The sequence below is a fragment of the Jeotgalibaca sp. A122 genome (assembly GCF_052266715.1).
Lineage (GTDB): Bacteria > Bacillota > Bacilli > Lactobacillales > Aerococcaceae > Jeotgalibaca.
Genome location: NZ_JBQPRB010000001.1, coordinates 375,364 through 394,844, shown reverse-complemented (window position 1 = coordinate 394,844; position 19,481 = coordinate 375,364). Strand labels below are relative to the sequence as shown.

The following is a 19,481-nucleotide window of genomic DNA, read 5'->3' as shown; positions in this document are numbered from 1 at the left end:
ACTGTTATAGAGCGATGAATGACCCTGAAAATGCGCGGAAAAATACTGAATTGGCGCATACCTTTCAAGGTAAGCCCACTGATGTGGGGCCTTTTTACCATGGAACCAAGGCTAATTTACAGCGGGGTGATTTGCTGATAGCGGGTAAAAATTCCAATTACGCGTCGGATTTTAAAATGAACCATATTTATTTCACTGCCAACATCAATGGTGCGGGCCTTGCGGCAGCGTTGGCCAAGGGTGAAGGGGAAGACCGTGTTTATCTGGTAGAACCGACCGGTGAATTCGAAAATGATCCAAATGTAACGGACAAGAAATTCCCGGGTAACTTAACGCGCTCGTATCGTTCGGTGGAACCACTGCGGGTTTTGGGAGAAGTAACCAACTGGGCCAAACTGACCCCAGCAGAGCGGCAGGAATGGGAAGAAAAACTGGCCCAAAACAAAGGTGAGATTATCAATTAAACGTAGGAAAGGGGCTGAGAAATAACTCCCAGCCCCCTCTATTTAACCGAATATTTGCTTCGTAAACGTGCTCAAAAGGCAGCCCCGGCGTCACTTCACGAATAATGCTCAGATGGTCGCAGACCATCTGAGCATTATTCGCTCCAGTGATCCGGGGCTAAACGCCTTTTTCCCACTCTCTTTCGTTTGTCTTACCCGCTAACATCAATTCCAACAGCGATTCATAAATCGGATCGGATTGGCAAAGCTCGGCTATGAAGTAGGCGATGAAGGTGACCAATGCAACAGGTAGAAGGTAATTGATCGAACCGCCTGTCATCTCCAATATCAAAAAAATCCCGGTGAGGGGAGCGCGCACAATGGCAGCGAAATGGGCGGCCATGGCGACGACGGTAAAGACGAGGAGGGTGTTTTGATCAATCATCCCACCCATCAATAACCCTGTACCGACAATGTTTCCGGCAAGGGAACCAAGTGCAAGCAAGGGGAAGAAAATACCGCCTGGTAATCCCGATGCAAAGGCCACAACCAACAAGAATAATTTTACGAAATAAAAGATTACCAAGGTTGCGAAAGTCGCATTTCCCTCGAAAGGCATCAAAATGAAATGTTCCCCAGAACCCAGCAGACGGGGATCCCACAATAAAAAGAGCGCCGTCACGAAAAAGGGAAAGATACATTTAATGGTGGTCGAAACAGACCATTTGGCATAAAGGTGCTTACCGGTGAGAATCACTTTGTTGAAGAAAACTCCGGATAAACCTATGATGACGCCCAAGAGAACCAAGTAAGGATAATCTTTTCCCGGTAGCTCAAGGGAAATAGGGATGGACAGGGTAAACTTGCTGCCCAATAATGCCACAGAAACGAGCGTTGCGGTAATGATGGTCAAGGAACTGGACAAAAACCCTCTGCGGGAAGTCTTTTTCAACAGTTCCTCCAATGCGAATATAATCCCGGAAACAGGTGAATTAAAAGCTGCGGCCATCCCCGCTCCGGCTGCACCTACAATCAGGTATTTTTGATTGGGCACACTCAAGTTATTCTTTTCAGCAACACCTTGCCCGATGGCGGCACCAATCTGGACAGAGGGGCCTTCCCGGCCGACCGTTAGTCCAGATCCGATGGTCAAAATCCCACCCATTAATTTATGAACCAAAATGGAATTCCAAGCAAAATCCAGCTTGCCACTCAATTTCCCCGCTACTTGGGGGATACCTGATCCACCTATCATCGGCTCTTTTTTAACGTTCCATGATACAACAAGGCCGATCATCGAGAAGATTAAAATAAATAATAGCGTATGAAGCCAACTTTCTTGGCCGAACAAAATGAGCTCATTAACGAGTCCCGTCAATATCGGAATCATCAAACGGAAGGCGCTCACGACCACGCCAACCAGTAAACCCGACAAAATACTTAGTAAACCTACTTTAAAATCCAGTCTTTTTTCTTTCATATACAACCAACCTCCAATTAACCATTGTACGCCTGATTCAAAAGGATTAAAAGGGTGGGTTGCTATTCCCTTAGTGCACAACTATAGCAATGTACCTCGAAGTTGTGCAGCGTTTATGTTCTATTTAATTTTACGTAGGCTATAAGCACTTCAGGAGCCGCTTTTTGTAAAGCGCTACCAAATGATGTAAACTAATAATATGGACTGATCATAATGACGCCATAAAAAAAAGAGGGTATAGGAGGAAAATTCATGTTAAAAATTGGTATTATTACAGGTAGCACACGTCCCAACCGGAACAGTCTGCAAGTGGCTGAAGCTTTGAAAAGATTAGCTGATCCCAGAGGGGACGCCGAGTATGAGGTGATTGACATCAAGACATTTAATTTACCAATGTATGCAGAACCTATTTCCGCAGCCTACAGTCAAGATTATGTGACACCCGAAGCCATTCCTTGGTCCGAAAAGATTGCGGAGATGGATGGCTACGTCTTTATTACTCCTGAATACAACCACGGCGTAACGTCAGCTTTGAAAAACGCCATCGATTATCTCTACCCGGAATGGAACAACAAGGCTGCCGGCATCGTCAGCTACGGTTCGACCGGTGGAGTCCGTGCTGCGGAAGCTTTACGCGTTATTTTGGCGGAATTGCAAGTCGCAGATGTGCGCACGCACCCGGCTATGTCCCTATTTACCGACTTCGAAAATATGAGTGTCTTCGCACCGGCTGATATCCACGCGGATACTGCCCACGCGATGCTTGACCAAGTGGTTGCCTGGTCCACAGCCTTGAAACCACTCCGTGAAAACAAATAAAATATTAGACTGTCCTCTCGGTGGGCAAGAACCTTATTCGATAGGATTCTTGCCACCGAGATTTCTTTTTGGTCGTTGTGCTTGCAAGCGAGAAGTACGCTTTAAATTTTCTAGGGAAAGAGGAGGGGAAAAAGTGAAAAAGATTATGAGCGTAATATTTATATGCTTCTTTTCTTTGACCTTTACTATTGGATGCACTGCTGATAACCCAAAAAACCCGCCACCCTTGAATACTTATGGAAACACATCAGGTAATTTGAATAATGGCGGCGTTGTCGCGCAACAAGGTGACTGGATTTATTATACGCATTTGGCAAACTATGGTTTGTACAAAATGAAAACCGATGGCAGTGAAAAAATGAAGCTGAATGATGATTCTCCCTATAACATGAATGTTGTGGGTGACTGGATTTACTATTTTAATTTCCCGGAAGTCGCAGAGTCAGAGCCGCCAAGCTCCTATAAAATCAAGACGGATGGGACAGAGAGAACCAGGATGGAGTATGGCGTGTTTTTTGGTTCGGTTGTCGTCGGTGACTGGATTTATAGTGCTATTGAAGAAGAGGATGGTTTCAAATTATATAAAATAAAAACGGATGGTACCGAAAAAATCAAACTGGACGGTGAGGGTTCAGTCTACTCCATCTATGTGGTGGGAGATTGGATTTATTACGGCAGTACACAAATTGAAGAAGGCGAAATGGCAAATCCCGGCGATATCTATAAGATAAAAACGGATGGGACAGAAAGAACGAAGGTAAGTGAGGGGAACCACATTTCCATCGTTGTTGTAGATGATTGGATTTATTATGTTGCTTACAGTGTTGATGAGACCGTGATGTACAAAATAAAAACGGACGGCACCGAACAAACTCAGATTGTGGACGATAACGATATTGGTGGGTTGAATGTAGTAGGTAGTTGGATTTACTTTACGCGGAAAACGGAGCCTGGAATATTTAAAATAAAGACAGATGGAACAGGGAAAACCAAGCTGAATGAGGATGCAATATTCGCGTCAGGTATAGCGGATGGATGGATTTACTACCTTACTTACAAGAGCGATGGTGAGGCGATCATGTATAAAATAAAAACGGATGGTACTGAAAGGACGGAAGTTAAGTGAAGAGGAAATTGATTCATCGGCTCGGGCTTCTGGGTCCCATTAGTTTGATTTCTTATATAGTAGCTGTTCTTTTTTCGCCCAATGCTTATCCGGGGTATGATGGGATGTCGCAGGCAGTCAGTGATCTGAGCGCCCAAGATGCTCCTTCGCGCATGTTATGGCAACAACTAGCGAGTGTCTACAATACCGCCGGGGTTGTTGCCATCACTCTGGTTTGTGTCTATGTTGAAAATCGTCTGACCAAAACTTTAAGGATAGGTATCTATTTATTTGGAATCATGAATTGGATTTCAGCTGTTGGCTATGCGATGTTTCCATTATCCACTAGCGGGCACGCAGAAACACTGCAGGATGCCATTCACATTTATGTGGTAACCGCCTTGATTGTTCTCTTTTCGATCCTATCATTGGTTACAATTATCATTGGCGGTTTCCAAGATAGGGCGTACCAAAAGCTAGCCATTTGGGCATTCGCTGCTTTGGTATTCATGTTCCTGGGGGCGATCGGTACTGGCGTCGTCCCAGAAGCATACTCTGGCATACCTGAACGCTTTAGTGTGTTTGCGGCAACTGCCTTTAACGCAGTCCTTGGCATCTACTTATTTAACGGATTTGGTGGATTGAATAATTGAAAAAGACTCCTGAGAAATCATTCGTCCTCAGGAGTCTTGTCTTTTATATCAATTTGATCGAGCGTATTAAAATCAACAAAATTAACTTTTTTGTTATAGGTTGCTATCATTTCATTTGTTTCTTCATTATTTGATTCAGAGGCATGTTTTTTAGCTTTTTTGTAGGTCAGGTACATCATGAATCGGTGCACCAAACTCAATTTTTTATAATCGATACCACCTCTGAGATGGTATATTTCCGTGTTATTGAGAATGTTTGTGGGGACTTGTTCTTTGATGGCTTGCTTTAAATAGTCTGTGTTTTGGGAGTTTTTGGGATCGGCTAAGCCGACAGTGACAATAACGAGATGCTGGGAGCCAGTTGCATCCAGTACTTTTAAGGTCTTTTTTAACCCATATACGCCGCCAGCGAGTAATGCACCAAAGTGAATGACAGTATCATAACAAGTGAGGTCTTCGAGCAGGCGAAATGGAATGGCTTTGATACCTTTTTGGCGAGCGTATTCTTCCGCATAGCTTTTCGTTGTGCCATACCGACTTCCATAAACCGCAATCATTGTCATGTTTACAGCCCCTTTTGATGAATAAAATATGGTCCTTGTTTCTCATATTATACCACTTTACTATCATGTAGTTTATAGGGGGATATAGCAATAAAGAGGGCTGGAAATTGATAAGAAAATTTAAGTCCATTAAAATGACTGTATCGGGGGTAATGATGATGAAAGTGACATACAGAATGATCGATAAGCAACTCAGGTTAAGGGGATACATGATTGATGCCGTTATGAGTAAATCAAGCGAAGAAAAGTTCATCAAGTTTATGCACACCGTAAAAAAACTCACCAAGGGATTGAAGGGAAAAAAAGCTGATGGGATGCAAACTTCCGAAGAATGGCTGACGCGGGAAGATGGGACGAAGTTGCGTATCTGTATTTATAAACCGCTCCATTTGAAAAAGGCTGTACCGGGAGTACTGTGGTTGCACGGTGGCGGATATGCACTGGGCGTACCGGAATTATATACCGCTCGTTACAGAAGTTTAATCGAAGCCAGGAATTGCGTGATTGTGGCACCGGACTATCGTTTATCCATTGATGCGCCTTATCCCGCCGCGTTGGACGATTCATATGCGGCCCTTTTGTGGATGAAAAAAAACGCAGAAAAAATCGGTATCAGGAGCGATCAATTGATGGTTGGCGGAGAAAGTGCCGGAGGAGGGCTGACGGCAGCACTGACTCTTTATGCGCGGGACAAAAACGAGGTTAACATTGCCTTTCAGATGCCGCTGTATCCCATGATGGACGATCGGTCGGAAACGGAATCGGCAAAAGAAAACAATGCCCCTATTTGGAACGCACGAACGAATCGTTGGGGTTGGAAATTATATCTTGGGGATTTGTATGGGGGGAATGTGCCAGCCTATGCAGCGGCTGCGCGAGCGACGGATTATAGTAACTTGCCTCCTACCGTCACGTTTGTGGGTGATCTGGAACCATTCCGAGACGAGACCGTTCAGTACATCCAGAATTTGAAAGAAGCAGGAGTGCCGGTCGATTTCGAAATGTATAAAGGTTGTTACCACGGGTTTGATATTGCTAATCCCACTGCCGATGTGAGCAAAAAGGCTATACCTTTTTTCATTCGCTCTTTTGAACATGCGGTGGATCATTATTTTGTAGAGCAAAAATAATAGTTGAATCAAAAAGCGGCATCACTTTGTATGGACAGAGTTTGTATTATTTAAATAATAGCGCCGAGACTAATTCTTATTGTCGAATTGCGGATGAGGGTGTTACAATGTTCTATAAAAACCGTTATCTTCATTTTAAGCGAAGGGCGTAAGGAGAAAGTAAAGTGGAACAGAATGAAGAAAAACTATCGATTTCGATTTTCTGCTTGAGAGCTTTGGCCGGATATGTGAATGCTACTGCCATTCTTGAGTTGGGACGGGTTGTATCAGCGCATACTGGGAATTCCACCAAGTTTGCGCTTGCGTTGGTTGAAGGTGATATGCAAAACCTTCTTTCTATTATAATGGCAACAGCTTGTTTTCTGGTGGGTACGATTGTGAGTGGTTTTTTCTACCCCTCCAATGAATTGAAATCTCATCGAAACTATGGCAATGTCATTATGTTAATTGGTCTTGGATATCTTTTGTTCGGCTGGTTGGGCTCGGATACGCTTTACTTCCTTATGTATCTTTCCTTTGCCTTGGGGCTCCAGAATGGGATGCATGTGTATTACAAAGGCTTGATTGTCAGAACGACGATTTTATCTGGAACCATAACGGATATCGGAGTTGAAATGGGAAAACAGTTGAGAGGACTGCCGGTCGAAGAGTGGAAATTAAAGTTTTTTACCTGCAATTTTTTATTTTTCGTTATCGGGGCGATAATTGCTGCTTTCCTCGCTCGATACACAAATTTTAATTTGATGTTGGTGGCGGGACTACTGGCAGTTTGTATCGGTTCATATTTCACATACACACAAAAAGAAATAATGGAAACAGAAGAGGGACTCCTGTGAAGGAATCCCTCTTCTTATTGCTTGCTTCACCCGAAGAAGCGTTTGATTTCAATCGTTGCATTCTCTGCACTATCAGATCCATGAATGACATTTTCAGTCACGTTGGTGGCATAATCGCCACGAATTGTGCCCGGGCTTGCTTCAAAAACGTTTGTCGGACCCATCATTTGCCGCATGCCGGCAATGGCATTTTCACCTTCGACGACCATGCCAAATACCGGACCGGAAGTCATGAAGGCTTCGAGTTTAGGGTAAAATGGTTTGTCCACTAGGTGCGCATAATGTTCAGCGATGACCGTTTTATCTAACGTCATTAATTTTGCTTGCGTGATGTGATAGCCTTTTTTCTCGATGCGTGAGACAATTTCACCGATGAGGCGACGTTTTACGGCATCGGGTTTTAACATGATATACGTTTTTTCGTGTGGCATAGTGCAACTCCTTTGTAATTTTCTATTAGTATAGCAAACCGTCTTGAGATGAGGAACACGCTTTGCCCACGCTAGGGACCGATTGCGAACGATAGCGTCAAGGCTACCCTGTCCGAGCGCATGAGAAGTAATGATCACAACTAAAAAAGAGACTGGCGTTTTTCCAGTCCCCAAAATTGTAGAAGTAAAAAATGTTTGTAAAGACGCAATTATGCCAAATTATATTCAATCGCTGTTTCACGCTCTAAGAAGTAGCCTAATTCAGGGATTGAAGCATATACTTCCTCTACAAACTCACCAGGATTCGTAATGGCTTCTTCCGGAATCATCATTCCATTTGCTACTTTACCTTCGGCCAGCAAACGCACACCGACAGCTACTGGATATCCGGTAATTGGTCCCATCAGGGTATTGAATGAACTCACATATTTAACGCCTTTATTATCTTTTTTACCAAGAACTGTAATGGCTGATCCGCTTGGTCTATCCTCTACATCACGATGCTCATCGGTTAAGAAACCCTTCACTTTTGGATTATTGTATAATTTTTCCATCAGCTTGAGTAAGACAGAACGTGGAGCAACTTCAACACCGTCTACTTCAATTTTTTCTGTTTCTAATAAACCGATACGATTAAAATCTTTGACCATGTCCATCGTATTTACAGGATACATCGAAACTTTGATTTTTATTTCATCTAAATTTGGCAAAACTTGCGGAAGAGTGTAGACCTCCGGGTGTCCAAGTGAGAAAACATCTATTTTACCGACATCACCAAACACGCGTGGGTCATAATCATATTGTTCGACAACTGCAAGCCCATTTTCTTCTTGGTATTTGCCATCTTTCCAAACGCCTACTTTGCCGTTAAAGTTCTCAATCATATGATCCCACACGGCCGGTCCACTTTCACCCAGTTCATCCATGATCATATGTAATTGTACAGAATGTGCATCATCCATCATTGAAACGGCATGCATTATCTCGACTGGAATAACACCAGGGCTTCCTCCAAGTCCAATAATAATCTGTTTCTCTTTATCTATTGCTTCTTGTTTGGCTTCTTTCGTCATGACTTCCTCAAATGCTTGAATATCATCACAGAAATCAACGTATTTTTTACAGTCTGATGCCATGAACGCTTTCATTATTGGCGGCAAAAGAAGGTAGAACGGACCGGTACAGTTCGCTACGATATCAACTCCATTCATTGCCTCCATTAATTTATCGGTATCGTAAACATCCAACTGCATGGCAGTCATTTTGGGATTATTAAAACCTGTGACCGTTTGTTTCGCTTTTTCACCATCGTAATCCGATATAATAATTTCATCATAAATATCATCCGCTGCCATTTTTTCAATCGCATAATAACCTTGGGCACCAGCGCCACCTAAAACCAATACTTTCATTAATAAACACCCTCTTCTTGTTATTTTATTCACAATATCATCGTATCATTTAACGATAATTAAATCAAACGCTTTCAAAGTAGCTTTTTTCGAAAAAATATTTTGTGATTTTATAAACAATTTTATAGAAAGCTGATTAAAAACGCGAAGATACTAGTCATGTTAATATTTTCCACGATAAAAAAACCCGCTATAAGAGCGGGGAGTGTGTTACTTCTTAAGGATTCATCGTTTCTTGGATGGCTTTCATGCCACCTTCTATGATGATGGGCTGGAAGCCTTTTGTTTCAAGATAGGAAGCGGCGGTGGTGCCACGGTTACCTGAACCACAGAGGGTATAGACATCTTTATTCTTGGCGAGGTCCTGGTAGTTCGCTGCTAAATCTTCAAGTGCGATGTTGATCAGGTTTTTTTCCGGAGCTGGGCGCGTAATTTCGTCCGGGTGGCGCACATCCAGCAAAATAAAATCACTCTCTTTTTTCAGGAAATCTGCGGCGGTGATGGTGTCGGAATGTTGGATAGTCTCTTTTGGAATCTCATCAATCACGAGATAGCCAGCGAGATGGGCATATCCCATTTCCCGGGCGATGATTTCCAATTCCGCAATTTCGTCTGGTGTTTCTTCGCCAACCACAAAGGCAAGGGGTTGGTCTTGGGACAAAAAGTCTCCCGCATATTTTTTGAAATTTTTGGCGGTAAGGTTAAGTGAGCCTTTCGCATGGCCATTTTGGAAGGCCAGTTGGGAACGGATGTCGATGATTTGCGCGTCCGCAATTTCAGGATAATTTAATTTCTTCATGTGTTTTTCCTCCTTATATTAAGCAGTTATTCTGTATAAGTTGATTATATAACGTTTAACGGGTTCTTTAAAAGTAACTGGACGATGGCTTGGGGATAGTGATATATTAAGAAGCGGAAAATTTACCCACAATCAAACGATTAGGAGCAAAGTATCTTGGAACACATTTTAGAAAAGAAAAAAGAACAGATCAAATGGTTTAACATTGCGGTCACAGCAGCGATGGTTTTACTGACTTTTAATGGCAGTATGAAAAATGGCTGGTTCACCTTGGCCAACATTGTTTCTTGGTTGGGCTTAGTGGGAACGATCGGGTTGGCACATGCCAAGACATGGAACTTCCCGTTCAACATGACCCAGAACTTGTTTGCGACAGGGCAAGCTTTTAAATCGGCTTTGTATGGCGACATGTTTATGTCAGCTTTTTACTTTTTGAGTAATCTGTTCATCGGTTTGCCGAGCTGGATTAAAAATAAAAGCGATGATGCCAGTGAAGGTGACATCAAGGTTGTTAAAACCACTGACTGGAAAACTATTACGTTGGCTGTGGTGGGTGGTGGTGTTATCCTAGGTGTTATTTCCTATCTGATGGGTGGTCAGTATGTTATTTTGGATGCTTTAAATAATTCGACCGCAATCGTGGCGCAAGTGATGCAGATGCGTCGTAATCGTCATTCATGGTGGCTCTGGGGTGTCACAAATGTCATCGGAATCGTGATTTGGCTAGGCGTTGGTCAACCGCAGATGGCGATTATGTATTTGTGTTTTGCTTTAAACAGTGTGCGCGGCTGGGTCAACTGGGGACTGGGTCAATCAGACGCTGCTTAATTTATACGTATCATAAATAGTTACAGGGCAACAGGGCCGACAGCATTTTTATGTGCTGTCGGCCCTGTTTCGTTCTATTAAAAACTACCGCATACAGTCGTTTAAAACCGTTAAATGAGAGTTTAGTATTTAAAATTAAATAATTGTTAGAATTGTTTGACAATTCTCTCATTATTTGTAAGAATAAGGAATAACATTTTTGAAAAAATAGTCTTATATTGATTGATGAGCCTGAAAAGTGTATGCCTGTTGGGTATTTACATAATTTTATCGCAATTTTTTGTTTTTTATAATGGCGTATAACCTCAAGCGAATGATTAGTTCAAAGACGACACTTTAGCATAGGTTGCTATGCGAGGGTGTATTTTTTTCGAATAAAGAAAAAAAGGGGGATATCAACATGAAGAGAAAATTCATCAATCGTTTGGTTAAGTTCTCAGCTGCAACTTTTTCAATGCTGGCATTAGCAGGTTGCGCAACGAATGCAGAAGCGGGCAGCACGGCCGCAAAAGATAGTGAGGACGTGAAGTTTGGTTTAATCACCGCAACAACAGGGGGCGCAGCAGCGTATGGTATCTCTATTAAAGAGGGTGCCGAACTGGCTGTTGAAGAAATCAATGCCAAGGGTGGCGCACAGATTGATTTGTTGATCGAAGATGAAAAGGGCGATAAAAACGAAGCAATCAACGCTATGAACAAATTGGTTCACAAAGACAATGTTCTGGCTGTTCAAGGTCCGATGCTTTCCGGAACGATGTTTGCAGCCGGTCCAATCGCGCAACAAGCGGGTATCGTGGCGCTGGGAACATCAACGACTGCTGATGGAATCACGGACATCGGGGACTATATTTTCCGTAATGCCGTACCTGAAGCTTTGGCCGTTACCGCAGCGGTAGAAAAATCGCATGAAGCACTTGGGTATAAAACGGTAGGAATCATGTATTCACAAAACAATGACCAAATGGTTTCGGTTTACAATACATTGGAGGCAGCCTTCAAAGAAGTAGGTGTTGAAGTAGTTGCCGTTGAGACATTCGCTGATGGGGACACTGATTTCTCAGCGCAATTGACGAAAATTAAAGAAATCAATCCAGATATGTTGGCAGTAGCGTCGCTTTATCAAGAAGGTGCCTTGATTATGAAAAAAGCACGTAGCATGGGAATTGAACAACCGGTTATCGGTTCGAACGGTTTCAACTCACCTGAATTGTTGAAACAAGCAGGCGAAGCGGCCGATGGAGCGATTGTCGGAACACCTTGGTTCCCAGGTAAAGATGCTGAAATCGTTAAAGACTTCCGTGAAGCATATGTAGCAAAATATGAGCGTGAACCCGATCAATTTGCAGCGCAAGCATATGATGGCATCAACTTGCTGTATACGGCCTTTGAAAATTCAGGCAGCGCAACAGACCGTGCGGCATTCCGTGATGCTTTGGCGGCTATCGAGGACTTCGAGGGCGTCACCGGCAAGTTTGAATTTGACGAAAATCGGGATCCAAAAATGGATATTCAGGTTTTACAAGTTAAAGATGGCGAATTTGTCGAATTGACTAAATAATTTTTCTGGAAATCGCTGGGGCGAGAAAACTGTCCCGGCGTTTCTTGCTTTAGCAGGCTATTAACGAGTGATTTTCAAAAGATATGATATTTGAAAGTAAGAAGGAGGAAAGCTTGTGTTTATTCAGCAATTGATCAACGGTTTGACGCTTGGTAGCGCCTATGCCGTTATAGCTATTGGTTACACCTTGATTCAAGGGGTACTCGGAATCGTCAATATGGCACATGGGTCCATGTTTATGGCCGGCGCTTATATTGGTTTGGTATTGGTAACGCAGTTTAATGCCAATATTTTTGTGGCAATGATTGGCGCGATGGTGGGTGGTGCCATCTTGGGCTTTTTGATGGAAATACTGGCGTTGCGTCCGTTGCGTCGAAACACTAAAAATGAATTGGCGCCACTGATCAGTACCATTGGTGTATCAATTTTCATGCAAAGTATCATTCTGTTGATTTTCGGACCGCAGACACGGTCATTCCCGAATAACTTTTCCGGAAAAATTATTCGTTTTCCATTTTTCGAAATTTCCTTGATTCAAATTATTAGTTTAGGGACGGCGGTCTTTTTGATGGTGGCATTGAACCTGTTGATTAACAAGACGAAAGTCGGCAAGGCGATTCGGGCCACTTCAGAAAACCCGGAAGCGGCGAGTATTCTTGGTATCGACACCAACCGCGTGATTGTTTACACCTTCATGTTGGCGACAAGCATGGGTGCGGCTGCAGGGGTTTTGATCGGTCTGACATACGATGCGATTGAACCAATGATGGGCGTTTCGATGGGCTTCAAAGGATTGGCAGTGCTGGTCTTGGGTGGTCTTGGCAACATCAAAGGTGCAATGGTCGGTGGCTTTTTATTGGGGGTTGCTGAAATTTTGACCGTGGCTTACGGTGCATCCGCCTACCGCGATGCAGTGGCTTTTGGAATGATTATCATTATTTTATTCTGGCGACCGCAGGGATTGTTCGGTAGCATCAAGCAAGGAGGACGTCCATAATGGAGCTATTTAACCCATATTATTTACAAATCGGGACTTTTATTTTAATCAATGCAATTTTGGGAATCAGCGTCTTCATCACTTTGGCAAGTGGCCAGTTTTCACTTGGGGCAGCCGGCTTCATGAGTGTTGGCGCCTATACTTCAGCACTGTTGACCATGCGTCTAGGTGTTCCAATGCCAATCGCTATTTTTGCTGGTGGCGTGGCGGCGACCTTGGTTGGCGCTGTAATCGGATTGCCGACGACCCGTCTGAAAGGATTGTATCTGGCGATTGCGACACTTGGATTTGGTGAAGTGGTGCGGGTGGTTTTCTTGAATATGGAAATCACCAATGGCGCCCTGGGCTTGAACGGGATCCCGTCACTCAGCATCAGCCTGGCAAGTGTATTGAATAAGTTGGGGATCATTGACGCGTTGGGCCTTGATTTCCAGGTGGCAGGCCAAGTGGCATCCGTATTGGTGCTCTTTTTATTGGTGGTTTTGATTACTCATTTTTGGTTGAAGCTGGACAACTCCCGGGTCGGCCGCGCTTTTGCGGCAATCAAAGGGGATGAACATGCGGCGGAATTGACCGGTATCGATGTGGTCAAATATAAAATGGTAGCCTTTGTCTTCAGTTCCTTTTTAGCCGGTATCGGCGGGGCCCTTTATGCCCATGCGACCTTCTTCATAAATCCGGGTGATTTTGCCTACTCGCGCGTCATCGACATCCTCTTGTTCACGGTCTTTGGCGGGAGCAATGTCATTTGGGGACCGATTTTAGGCGCAACGGTATTAACATTGTTGCCGGAAATCCTGCGTTTTATGGCGGATTACCGCGATACGGTTTATGGTATCATGCTGGTTGTCTTGATGGCATTCAGGCCTGACGGAATCTTGACCACGGAACTCCTCCGTAAAATCAAAACAATTTTTAATAAAAAACCTGAAAAATTAGTAAAAGTGGCGGAGGTGGAGTAGATGTTGTTACAGTTGGAAAATGTCAGCAAAAATTTTGGCGGGGTTGCGGCTTCGCAGGACATTTCTTTTGCGGTCAATGAAGGCGAGATTTTGGGTATTATCGGACCAAACGGAGCCGGGAAAACGACCTTGTTCAACCTGATCACGGGAGTCTTTTCTGTCAGCGAAGGAAAAATCACCCTGGACGGGCAAGAATTGGCACTGCTGAAACCCCATCAAATTGCAAAGCTCGGTATATCCCGGACTTTCCAAAACATCCGCCTGTTTGGCCATATGACGGTTCTGGAAAACATTGTGATTGGCATGCACAGCAAACTAGAATCGGGCTTCTTCTCAAGCGTTTTTCATTCGAAGACTCAAAAAGAAGAAGAGGAAGCGGCCTTCGTGAAAGGGCGCGAATTGTTGGCGATGGTTAACTTACTGAATGATGCCGATAAGCCGGCCGACTCATTGCCATATGGGAAACAACGCCGCTTGGAAATTGCGCGTGCCTTGGCCTCGCAACCGAAATTGTTGCTGCTGGATGAGCCGGCCGCGGGGATGAATGACAGTGAGACGGAACGCCTGATGGATTTGATGCGTAAAATCAGTGCACTGGGTATTACCATCATCGTGATCGAACATGACATGAACTTGATGATGAATATTTGCGATCGCATGGTCGCAATCAATTTTGGCTCGAAAATCGCGGAAGGTCTACCTGGCGATATTCAAAAAAGCCCGCAAGTCATCGAAGCATATTTAGGCAAGGAGGATGACATGTAATGTTGCAATTGACAAATATTAAAGCCGGATATGGAAATATCCAGGCCTTGAAAGATATCTCCTTGAATGTACCGGAAGGCAAGATTGTGTCCTTGATCGGCGCGAATGGTGCCGGCAAGACCACGACGATGCGCTCTATCACAGGTACTTTAAAGGCGACATCTGGTGATATCCTTTTCGCGGGGCAGTCAATTAAAGGATTGGCGCCTCACCAAATAGTTAAGCGCGGCATTTCCTTGGTACCGGAAGGCCGGCAAATCTTGCAGGGGATGACGGTTCTGGAAAATCTTGAAATGGGTGCCTATCAAAGAAGAGACGGCGAAGTGCAAGAAGACCTGGAGAAAATATTCCAACAATTTCCGATCCTGAAAGAGCGGAGCGGGCAATTGGGAGGAACGCTATCAGGCGGTCAACAGCAGATGCTGGCCATCGGACGCGCCATCATGGCACGCCCGAAACTCTTGCTGCTGGATGAACCATCCATGGGATTGGCACCGCTTGTTGTGCAAGAAATTTTCGAAGTTATCCAGAAAGTTGCCAAGACCGGTACGACCATCATGTTGGTGGAACAAAATGCCAAAAAGGCTCTCAGCATCGCCGACTACGCCTACGTGATGGAAACCGGACAAATTGTGCTGGAAGGTCCCGCCAATGAAGTGGCAAACGACCCGCGTGTCTTGGACGCTTATCTGGGCGGTTCAAAGAAAAAATAATAATGAGTTAAACCCAGAACAAGCTCCTGAGCGAGGGGGCTGTTCTGGGTTTTTGTGTGAGGGTGATTACTCAAACCGTAATTTTTGGTTGAGTAATCGTTTTTTTCGGAAAGTGATTACTCAGGGACAAATAAAGCTGTGAGTAATCGTTTTTTGGCCCAAAGTGATTACTCGTAAGCATTTTTCCTTTTGAATAATCACTCAAGGCAGTGTACAAAAAAACTGATTGTATCCTTTGGACGCAATCAGTTTTTATTGTCTAAATATATTTCATAATCAGTCCTTGCACAATCAACGCAACGATGACTACAGATACATCAATAACGACACCGGCAATCATTGGCTTGATACCGACTTCCGTGACTTCTTTGAAACTTGTTTTTAAGCCGATTGCGGCTAATGACATAGCTAAACAAAATTTCGAAAGCGCCGAAATCTGTCCAACCATCACGTCCGGAACAAGACCCGTACTTCTTACTGCGACGACAGCCAGAAAACCCAGGATGAACCATGGGAATATTTTTACAATATCAACCTTGACGGTACCTGTGGCCTGCGTTTCTTTTTTTGCATGAATCCACGAAAAAATGAGGACAATCGGCACAATAAACAAGGTACGGGTGAGTTTCACGATAGTTGCCAAGACGCCGGCTGCATCAGAAAATGCGTACCCTGCCGCCACGACCGAAGAGGTGTCATTCACGGCCGTCCCAACCCATAGGCCATAGCCCGTGTCACTGAGCCCTAACATCTGGCCAATCCAGGGGAACGCAATGACAGTGATAATATCAAATATAAATGTAGCGGAAATGGCGTAGGCGATATCCCGATTTTTTGCGTTAATGGTGGGTCCAACTGTCGCAACGGCCGTTCCACCGCAGATGGCCGTACTAACCGAAAGGAGGCCCGCGAGCTTCCAATTGATCTTGAATACTTTATGACATAAATAGCCGACACCAAATGCGGTCACAAGTGTGAAGGCGAGCAGGACGAGAGCATATTTACCTGCCTGGAGAACTTGCGAGAAACTTAGCGTGATTCCGGCAAGGATAATCCCCACGCGCAAGATTTTCTTGGAAGTCCAGTTCATCCCAGGATCAAGGACTTCATAGTTCGCAACCAGTGGATTCAGCGCCATTCCCAACAGCAACGCAATGAGGGTCGCTCCTAGTAAATCAATCGGTAGCAGGCCATTAATGATATAAGCGATAGCTGCGATAAGGGCGGATAAGATAATTCCGGATGAATAAGATAGTTTTTGACTCATTTAATAACTCATTCCTTTCTTTGGACAAAAGATAATATGAAATGAGTCTATCATGGCAGGTGGATAAAAAATAATTATGTTTTATAATGATATCATTAGTTCATCTTATGGATAGGAGTTGTTCTCTTGCTAGACTTTAGACATGAAACCTTTCTTGCACTTTATTCACATGGAAGCTTCACCAAAGCCGCCGAGCACTTGCATATTACCCAACCGGCAGTATCCCAACACATCAAATTTCTGGAGGAATATTATGACTGTAAATTGTTTGATACCTCTAACAGAAAGATACAATTGACCCAACAAGGAAAGCTTTTAAAAGAATTTGCGATTACTGTTTTTTCCGACTCTCAGCACCTCAAGGAAAATATCCAGACCATTAAGGCGGAGTCGCTCCATTTTTCTTTCGGGGCGACATTGTCGATTGGGGAATATGTGATGCCACCTATTCTTTCCGATTTGCTGACACGGCATCCCGAAATGACCTTCCACATGACGGTTGCCAACACTAAATCCCTGCTGGAACAATTGAATAAGGGAGAACTGGATTTCATCCTCGTAGAAGGCTTGTTTGATAAATCTCACTATGACACAACGCTTTTCAGCCGCGAAAACTTCGTGCCCGTTTGTTCCCCGCAAGCGACATTTGCTAAGCAAGAAATCCCGTTTGAAGGATTGAAGAATAGCCGCTTGATTTTGCGGGAACATGGTTCAGGAACGCGGGAAATATTCGAGCATATCCTGGAGGACCGCAATTATTCACTGGATACGTTCGATAAAATCATCGAAATCGGTAACATGGCAGCCATCAAGCATATGGTTACCAAGGGATTGGGAATTACGTTCTTGTTTGAGGTTGCCGCCAAGCAGGAAATAGAATCCGGGGAGCTTTCGCTGATCAACATTGTCGATTATGCCGAACAACGCGAATTCAACTTTGTGACGTTGAAAAACAGTTTTTTCCGCGAACAATACCAGCAAATTTACCACCTGTTGCGGCAGGCTTTCAGATTAGAGTGTTAATCTAAAAGCCCTGAAATACAATACTCGGCAGTATATCATCGGCAAAACAATTCTCCTTCCGACTTTTTTTAAAACTCGGAAGGAGAATTTTCAAATCGTTGTTATTCTTCCGAGAAAACCCAAAAGTCGGAATTATCTAAAGAACAGCTTCCGATTTTTGATTTATCAAAGCTAAAACGTAGCCTCTCTGTCGTAAGAATAGTATGATGAAGATACGTAATAATTTTAATGAGGAGTGGTATGAGATGACTTACGAATTACCGAAAGTATGGCAATGGGAAGATGAAAATACCAACAGAACGGGGAATAATCCCACAGCGGGCAGTCGTTTCGAACAAACATTACCAGTAGGAGAAGCTCCGTTTCAACTTTATTCATTAGGGACTCCGAACGGCGTAAAGGTTACGATTATGTTGGAAGAACTAAAAGAGCTCGGTGTTACTGGAGCAGAATACGATCTCTATAAAATTAATATCGGAGAAGGCGATCAGTTCGGTTCGGACTTTGTGGGCATTAATCCCAACTCCAAGATTCCAGCGCTCGTTGACCGAAGTCAAAATCCGCGGGTGGAAGTTTTTGAATCGGGTTCTATTCTTCTCTATTTAGCGGAGAAATTCCAGCAACTGATTCCAACCGATATTCACGGTCGTACCGAAACACTGAATTGGCTATTCTGGCAAATTGGGTCCGGCCCCTATGTGGGTGGCGGATTTGGGCATTTCTTTGCTTATGCGCCAGAAAAAATGAAATACCCAATCGATCGCTTTACCATGGAAACCAAACGCCAATTGGATTTATTGGATAAAACGTTGGCACAGCGCCCGTATGTGGCCGGCGATAGTTATACGATTGCGGATATCGCCATTTGGTCCTGGTACGGACAATTAGTACTAGGAAACCTCTATGAAGGATCTGACGAATTCTTGAATGTCCTGGAATATACCCACCTTGTTGAATGGGCAAACCGCATTGCCGAAAGACCGGGTGTACAAAAAGGTCTGGATGTAACTTATCAACCAATTAACGAGCAATAACAGCTAAAAAAGTGCCCAATACTTGGACAGACAGTGTTCGAGTATTGGGTGCTTTTTGTTGGGTTTGTACTGGTATAATAACTATACAAAAGCGGAGAAGGGATTGGTTATCAATGAAGAAAATTAAAGAATTAAATTTACTGGATAACAAGAAACTTGCGTTGAAACTCAATATTTGGGCAATCATTTTAATGTTTTTCTTTTATGTTGTTTTTTTTGTTATTGCTTCTACTATTCGTCCACCACTTGATTCAAACTCATCGGGACTGATGCATTTATTCACAAATTTAGCGATTTACTTTGCTCTCATCGTTATCCATGAATTGATTCATGGCATCTTTTTCAAATTATTCCAGCCTAAACAAAAGGTGCTATTCGGATTTAAAAATTTTATGGCTTATGCCTCTAGCCCTGGGTCGAAATACTCTGCCCGGGAATACAGCATTATCTGCTTGGCTCCCTTTATATTGATTACGATTGGTTTAACGTTATTCTATGCTCTTTCGAGTATGGCGAATTTCGATTATGTCCTTTTAGTTTCGTTGCATGCAGGCTCTTGTATCGGGGATTTCTATTTTTTCAAACTCATACTCCAATCACCAAAAGGAGCAAAATTCGAAGATACTGCAACGGGATTTAATGTCTATCAATAAGCTGTAAAAA

21 protein-coding genes are annotated in these 19,481 nt (G+C 43.6%); 15 read left to right on the top strand and 6 right to left on the bottom strand.

The window, feature by feature from the left end; all coding sequences use genetic code 11:
- Positions 1-14: 14 nt before the first annotated feature.
- On the top strand, positions 15-464 hold the full coding sequence (gene arr / locus ACTU7M_RS01880) for an NAD(+)--rifampin ADP-ribosyltransferase (protein WP_443472812.1): 450 nt from the start codon (positions 15-17) through the stop codon (positions 462-464).
- A gap of 157 nt (positions 465-621) precedes the next feature.
- On the opposite strand, the gene ACTU7M_RS01875 is transcribed toward arr, so the two are convergent.
- A complete protein-coding gene (locus ACTU7M_RS01875) occupies positions 622-1,923 on the bottom strand; it encodes a ClC family H(+)/Cl(-) exchange transporter (RefSeq protein WP_443472676.1) in 1,302 nt (433 codons plus the stop codon).
- 252 nt (positions 1,924-2,175) lie between these two features.
- On the opposite strand from ACTU7M_RS01875, the gene ACTU7M_RS01870 reads away from it, so the two are divergent.
- The 3 genes from ACTU7M_RS01870 to ACTU7M_RS01860 all read left to right on the top strand — a co-directional run bounded on the left by ACTU7M_RS01870 (position 2,176) and on the right by ACTU7M_RS01860 (position 4,500).
- Positions 2,176-2,742 carry an NADPH-dependent FMN reductase gene (locus ACTU7M_RS01870; RefSeq protein ID WP_443472675.1) on the top strand — a complete coding sequence of 189 codons (567 nt, stop codon included), beginning with the start codon at positions 2,176-2,178 and terminating at the stop codon, positions 2,740-2,742.
- A gap of 133 nt (positions 2,743-2,875) precedes the next feature.
- Positions 2,876-3,868, top strand: a complete 993-nt coding sequence (locus ACTU7M_RS01865) for a DUF5050 domain-containing protein (RefSeq protein ID WP_443472674.1) — start codon at positions 2,876-2,878, stop codon at positions 3,866-3,868.
- Positions 3,865-4,500 carry a DUF998 domain-containing protein gene (locus ACTU7M_RS01860; protein ID WP_443472673.1) on the top strand — a complete coding sequence of 212 codons (636 nt, stop codon included), beginning with the start codon at positions 3,865-3,867 and terminating at the stop codon, positions 4,498-4,500. The genes ACTU7M_RS01865 and ACTU7M_RS01860 overlap by 4 nt, the downstream gene beginning before the upstream one ends.
- A 17-nt stretch (positions 4,501-4,517) precedes the next feature.
- Here the strand turns inward: ACTU7M_RS01860 and ACTU7M_RS01855 are convergent, their stop codons facing one another.
- Entirely contained in the window at positions 4,518-5,063 is a 546-nt protein-coding gene (locus ACTU7M_RS01855) for a flavodoxin domain-containing protein (protein WP_443472672.1), read from the bottom strand.
- A gap of 107 nt (positions 5,064-5,170) precedes the next feature.
- On the opposite strand from ACTU7M_RS01855, the gene ACTU7M_RS01850 reads away from it, so the two are divergent.
- Both ACTU7M_RS01850 and ACTU7M_RS01845 read left to right on the top strand, forming a co-directional pair.
- A complete protein-coding gene (locus ACTU7M_RS01850; RefSeq protein ID WP_443472671.1) occupies positions 5,171-6,193 on the top strand; it encodes an alpha/beta hydrolase in 1,023 nt (340 codons plus the stop codon).
- A 164-nt stretch (positions 6,194-6,357) separates the two neighbouring features.
- The gene (locus tag ACTU7M_RS01845; RefSeq protein WP_443472670.1) at positions 6,358-7,029 is read left to right on the top strand and encodes a YoaK family protein; all 672 of its coding nucleotides are present in this window, start codon (positions 6,358-6,360) and stop codon (positions 7,027-7,029) included.
- A gap of 26 nt (positions 7,030-7,055) precedes the next feature.
- On the opposite strand, the gene ndk is transcribed toward ACTU7M_RS01845, so the two are convergent.
- From ndk to ACTU7M_RS01830, 3 genes are all read right to left on the bottom strand, one after another.
- Positions 7,056-7,460, bottom strand: a complete 405-nt coding sequence (gene ndk, locus ACTU7M_RS01840; protein ID WP_443472669.1) for a nucleoside-diphosphate kinase — start codon at positions 7,458-7,460, stop codon at positions 7,056-7,058.
- A gap of 209 nt (positions 7,461-7,669) precedes the next feature.
- Positions 7,670-8,872, bottom strand: a complete 1,203-nt coding sequence (locus tag ACTU7M_RS01835) for a saccharopine dehydrogenase family protein (RefSeq protein ID WP_443472668.1) — start codon at positions 8,870-8,872, stop codon at positions 7,670-7,672.
- A 217-nt stretch (positions 8,873-9,089) separates the two neighbouring features.
- Positions 9,090-9,671 (bottom strand): rhodanese-like domain-containing protein, encoded by a 582-nt coding sequence (locus tag ACTU7M_RS01830; protein ID WP_443472667.1) that lies wholly within the window; start codon positions 9,669-9,671, stop codon positions 9,090-9,092.
- Positions 9,672-9,827: 156 nt separating this feature from the next.
- Between ACTU7M_RS01830 and pnuC the strand changes: the two genes are divergently transcribed.
- From pnuC to ACTU7M_RS01800, 6 genes are all read left to right on the top strand, one after another.
- A complete protein-coding gene (pnuC, locus tag ACTU7M_RS01825) occupies positions 9,828-10,499 on the top strand; it encodes a nicotinamide riboside transporter PnuC (RefSeq protein WP_443472666.1) in 672 nt (223 codons plus the stop codon).
- Positions 10,500-10,899: 400 nt separating this feature from the next.
- A complete protein-coding gene (locus tag ACTU7M_RS01820; protein WP_443472665.1) occupies positions 10,900-12,057 on the top strand; it encodes an ABC transporter substrate-binding protein in 1,158 nt (385 codons plus the stop codon).
- A gap of 115 nt (positions 12,058-12,172) precedes the next feature.
- Positions 12,173-13,054, top strand: coding sequence for a branched-chain amino acid ABC transporter permease (locus ACTU7M_RS01815; protein ID WP_443472664.1), 882 nt, complete (start codon positions 12,173-12,175; stop codon positions 13,052-13,054).
- Positions 13,054-14,016, top strand: coding sequence for a branched-chain amino acid ABC transporter permease (locus tag ACTU7M_RS01810; protein ID WP_443472663.1), 963 nt, complete (start codon positions 13,054-13,056; stop codon positions 14,014-14,016). The genes ACTU7M_RS01815 and ACTU7M_RS01810 overlap by 1 nt, the downstream gene beginning before the upstream one ends.
- The gene (locus ACTU7M_RS01805) at positions 14,017-14,781 is read left to right on the top strand and encodes an ABC transporter ATP-binding protein (RefSeq protein ID WP_443472662.1); all 765 of its coding nucleotides are present in this window, start codon (positions 14,017-14,019) and stop codon (positions 14,779-14,781) included.
- Positions 14,781-15,494, top strand: a complete 714-nt coding sequence (locus ACTU7M_RS01800; RefSeq protein ID WP_443472661.1) for an ABC transporter ATP-binding protein — start codon at positions 14,781-14,783, stop codon at positions 15,492-15,494. Before ACTU7M_RS01805 ends, ACTU7M_RS01800 begins: the two co-directional genes overlap by 1 nt.
- Positions 15,495-15,753: 259 nt before the next feature.
- Here ACTU7M_RS01800 and ACTU7M_RS01795 read toward each other — a convergent pair whose 3' ends face one another.
- Complete coding sequence (locus ACTU7M_RS01795) at positions 15,754-16,761, bottom strand: YeiH family protein (RefSeq protein WP_443472660.1); 1,008 nt, start codon at positions 16,759-16,761, stop codon at positions 15,754-15,756.
- Positions 16,762-16,887: 126 nt separating this feature from the next.
- Between ACTU7M_RS01795 and ACTU7M_RS01790 the strand changes: the two genes are divergently transcribed.
- The 3 genes from ACTU7M_RS01790 (at position 16,888) to ACTU7M_RS01780 (ending at position 19,471) form a co-directional block, all read left to right on the top strand.
- Positions 16,888-17,784 (top strand): LysR family transcriptional regulator, encoded by an 897-nt coding sequence (locus ACTU7M_RS01790; RefSeq protein ID WP_443472659.1) that lies wholly within the window; start codon positions 16,888-16,890, stop codon positions 17,782-17,784.
- 245 nt (positions 17,785-18,029) lie between these two features.
- Positions 18,030-18,818, top strand: a complete 789-nt coding sequence (gene yghU, locus ACTU7M_RS01785; protein ID WP_443472658.1) for a glutathione-dependent disulfide-bond oxidoreductase — start codon at positions 18,030-18,032, stop codon at positions 18,816-18,818.
- A gap of 113 nt (positions 18,819-18,931) precedes the next feature.
- The gene (locus ACTU7M_RS01780; RefSeq protein WP_443472657.1) at positions 18,932-19,471 is read left to right on the top strand and encodes a DUF3267 domain-containing protein; all 540 of its coding nucleotides are present in this window, start codon (positions 18,932-18,934) and stop codon (positions 19,469-19,471) included.
- Positions 19,472-19,481 lie beyond the last annotated feature (10 nt).

Bases quoted from the DNA above. Each gene is read 5' to 3' on its own strand.
- arr (WP_443472812.1), top strand. From the start codon at position 15: ATGAATGACCCTGAAAATGCGCGGAAAAATACTGAATTGGCGCATACC.
- ACTU7M_RS01875 (WP_443472676.1), bottom strand. From the start codon at position 1,923: ATGAAAGAAAAAAGACTGGATTTTAAAGTAGGTTTACTAAGTATTTTG.
- ACTU7M_RS01870 (WP_443472675.1), top strand. From the start codon at position 2,176: ATGTTAAAAATTGGTATTATTACAGGTAGCACACGTCCCAACCGGAAC.
- ACTU7M_RS01855 (WP_443472672.1), bottom strand. From the start codon at position 5,063: ATGACAATGATTGCGGTTTATGGAAGTCGGTATGGCACAACGAAAAGC.
- ndk (WP_443472669.1), bottom strand. From the start codon at position 7,460: ATGCCACACGAAAAAACGTATATCATGTTAAAACCCGATGCCGTAAAA.
- ACTU7M_RS01835 (WP_443472668.1), bottom strand. From the start codon at position 8,872: ATGAAAGTATTGGTTTTAGGTGGCGCTGGTGCCCAAGGTTATTATGCG.
- ACTU7M_RS01830 (WP_443472667.1), bottom strand. From the start codon at position 9,671: ATGAAGAAATTAAATTATCCTGAAATTGCGGACGCGCAAATCATCGAC.
- ACTU7M_RS01820 (WP_443472665.1), top strand. From the start codon at position 10,900: ATGAAGAGAAAATTCATCAATCGTTTGGTTAAGTTCTCAGCTGCAACT.
- ACTU7M_RS01810 (WP_443472663.1), top strand. From the start codon at position 13,054: ATGGAGCTATTTAACCCATATTATTTACAAATCGGGACTTTTATTTTA.
- ACTU7M_RS01805 (WP_443472662.1), top strand. From the start codon at position 14,017: ATGTTGTTACAGTTGGAAAATGTCAGCAAAAATTTTGGCGGGGTTGCG.
- ACTU7M_RS01800 (WP_443472661.1), top strand. From the start codon at position 14,781: ATGTTGCAATTGACAAATATTAAAGCCGGATATGGAAATATCCAGGCC.
- ACTU7M_RS01795 (WP_443472660.1), bottom strand. From the start codon at position 16,761: ATGAGTCAAAAACTATCTTATTCATCCGGAATTATCTTATCCGCCCTT.
- yghU (WP_443472658.1), top strand. From the start codon at position 18,030: ATGACTTACGAATTACCGAAAGTATGGCAATGGGAAGATGAAAATACC.
- ACTU7M_RS01780 (WP_443472657.1), top strand. From the start codon at position 18,932: ATGAAGAAAATTAAAGAATTAAATTTACTGGATAACAAGAAACTTGCG.